Origin of the sequence: Pseudofrankia asymbiotica (genome assembly GCF_001983105.1) — a bacterium.
GTDB lineage: Bacteria > Actinomycetota > Actinomycetes > Frankiales > Frankiaceae > Pseudofrankia > Pseudofrankia asymbiotica.
In genome coordinates this window covers 1-2414 of record NZ_MOMC01000158.1, presented here as the reverse complement: position 1 = coordinate 2414, position 2414 = coordinate 1, and the positions used below count along the sequence as shown (strand labels likewise).

Genomic DNA, 2414 nt, shown 5'->3' with positions numbered 1-2414 from the left:
GTACTGACGTTGGACGCCGGCGGATCGGCGGCCCTTCTTCAGGAAACCGGTCTCATCGAGCGCGAGCACGCCGTCCGGTTCGGCGAGGTGCTCGAGAGCGTAGGACCGGATCACGTCCCTAACCCCGTTCTCATTCCACGAGTACTCGTTGAGAAGACGCTGCGTCTTCTGTGGACCGGCGTCGTGGATGTACTCGGCGAGCGTCCACCCGTTCTTCCGTTCCTTCGACGACAGAAGACCACGCGCGTACGCCTCGGCCTGCCTGCGCGGTTGTTCGCCACCAAGGCTGGCAGCGACACGGGCCAGCAACTCGTCCAACGCGACCTCCCACACCCCGACGTCCACCGTCGCTATGCTCACGGAAGCGGTCGCTGCGAATTCTTCGATTCTCTTCACAAAGTACGGAGAACACGCAGCGGCCGCGTCGCGCATCGCACCACGCCGACCGATTGGGTAGAGACCACAGAGCGATCACTGTTGCTGCCGTACTAGGCGCCTGCTGGTGATTGYCGGGCTCCACGGCCACAAATACGCCATCGACGCCGTCGTCGCAGTGCTCGCGCGGCGGCAGACAGGTGACGTCACCGTCTTCACGACGGACAGGGACGATCTCGAACGACTCCTCCCAGACCGCATCGTGATCCAGAAGGTCTAGCTCGGGTCGTTCATGAGGCTCACGACGATCAAAATCACCATTCCCGAGGACCTACCGCGGGAGGTCCGCGCCGCAGCCGGCGAACGTGGCGTCTCCGCCTATCTCATCGAAGTGTTGCGCCACCGGCAGGCCCAGGACCGGCTACGCGAACTGGTGGACTGGCTAGAGGAGGAGTACGGCCCGATCACAGAAGAAGAACGCGCCGCTGCCCAAAACGAAATGAAAAAGCTCCAAGTGGAACACAAGCGCCGACGCGCTGAACTCCATCGCGACCGGAACGCTTGACCTCAACGCTGTCGTTCCGCGGGCGCCAGTCAGGCGGGTGGGGCGGGGCTGGTGGTCGGCTGGCCGTGCACGAAGGCGTCGGACAGCAGGTGGAGCCATCTCGTGACCATCTCGTCGGCGTCGACGGTGGCCGGGTCGACGCCGGCGGTGGCGAGGCCGATCGGGCGGAACAGTCGCCAGCCGAGGGCCACCACCTGCAGGAAGGCCGCGAAGACGCGCGCCTCGTCGTCCGGCACCTCGCGGTCATGCTGGTGGGCCTCGCGGGAAATGATGCCGGCCACCTGGTCCTGCGCGGGCGAATGGCCGAAGACATCGGCGGAATAGCCGCCCTCCAGCGCGGCCCAGCCCATGATCCGACCGATGCTGCCGTCCGAGGTCGTCAGAAAGATATCGATGACGTCGGCGAGCGCCTCGATGTGCTCCAAACGGGCCGCCGACCGGGCGGCGACCCGCTGGTAGACCTCGCGGAGCAGGTCCTCCCTGGTACCGAGGTACTGGTAGACGAGGCCGAAGTTCACCCCCGCGACGTCCGCGATCTCGCGTAGCCGCACGTTGGCTGGCCCCTGCTCGGCGATCAGCCGCTGTGCCGCCTCCAGCAACGCCTCGCGCACCTCCTGGCGGCCACGGGGCCGCCGCGCGCGGGCACCGGCCTCGGATGCCTCCGGCACAGCCGGATCCACGGGCTCTGAGGTGTTGCCGCCAACTCCCACGGGTGGATCGTAAGCCGCCTCTCCGTGCCGCGACGGCCGCCCACGGCGACCCCTTGCGTGGTTCTAGTCACATGGCTATAGTCATCCGACTAGAGGCGACGATGACCCGTCGGCGACCCTGGAAAAAGCCTTGTTCGGTGCGCCTCCAAACGCGCTCCAGGAATGTGTGCCGACGTGCCGTCGACTCGTCGTGCCAATTTCTCCGCGCGTCGGCGTCTATCTCGACGACGAGATGAAGGTCGCCGCGCCGGCGGGCGGTGYGACACCGGCGCGGCCGTCGCCGCCTCCACCGACTTCTGCCCGTCGGGGGCGCTCAGACGAAGGGAGACGCCATGACGGACAACGTCACGGAAGCGGACGCGGGCCAGGGCTCCGGCAAAGTTGTCGGTTAGCAAGCGACTTTCATGATCGTCTCTAGTGGTCGTTCAGGACGCCGGGCGTTGTGGCGGATTGCCTGAGYGATGTTCGTGACGCCGGTCAGGCGCAGGATCGTGATCGCGAGGTTGCGCAGGCTAGCCATGACCTGGGGTGCGTTGCGGGTCCGGGCCTGGCTGAGGTCCTCACCGAAGGTCACGTCGCGGACCCAGTGCAGCCGGTTCTCCACTGACCAGTGCTCGCGGGCGAATGCGGTGAGCAGGGTCGGGCTGGCCTGATGTGTTGGCAGGCTGGTGACCAGGTAGACGACCTCGGTCTGTGCGGGGCCGCCGGCGAGTGGCTGGCGGCGGCGGGTGACCTGTACTGCCTGCACGGAGTGCGGGAAGAGC

General features: G+C 66.8%; 5 protein-coding genes. 2 read left to right on the top strand and 3 right to left on the bottom strand.

Going from position 1 to position 2414, the window contains the following annotated elements; genetic code table 11:
- The coding region (locus tag BL253_RS38940; RefSeq protein ID WP_198946572.1) for a transposase at positions 1-432 on the bottom strand (432 nt) is incomplete at its 3' end.
- A 70-nt stretch (positions 433-502) separates the two neighbouring features.
- Between BL253_RS38940 and BL253_RS42720 the strand changes: the two genes are divergently transcribed.
- On the top strand, positions 503-655 hold the full coding sequence (locus tag BL253_RS42720) for a hypothetical protein (protein WP_158230526.1): 153 nt from the start codon (positions 503-505) through the stop codon (positions 653-655).
- Positions 656-667: 12 nt separating this feature from the next.
- The gene (locus BL253_RS38935) at positions 668-940 is read left to right on the top strand and encodes a CopG family transcriptional regulator (RefSeq protein ID WP_076823111.1); all 273 of its coding nucleotides are present in this window, start codon (positions 668-670) and stop codon (positions 938-940) included.
- 29 nt (positions 941-969) lie between these two features.
- On the opposite strand, the gene BL253_RS38930 is transcribed toward BL253_RS38935, so the two are convergent.
- On the bottom strand, positions 970-1608 hold the full coding sequence (locus BL253_RS38930) for a TetR/AcrR family transcriptional regulator (protein ID WP_241835543.1): 639 nt from the start codon (positions 1606-1608) through the stop codon (positions 970-972).
- Positions 1609-2038: 430 nt separating this feature from the next.
- The coding region (locus tag BL253_RS38925; RefSeq protein ID WP_131831717.1) for a transposase at positions 2039-2414 on the bottom strand (376 nt) is incomplete at its 5' end.

Bases quoted from the DNA above. Each gene is read 5' to 3' on its own strand.
- BL253_RS38935 (WP_076823111.1), top strand. From the start codon at position 668: ATGAGGCTCACGACGATCAAAATCACCATTCCCGAGGACCTACCGCGG.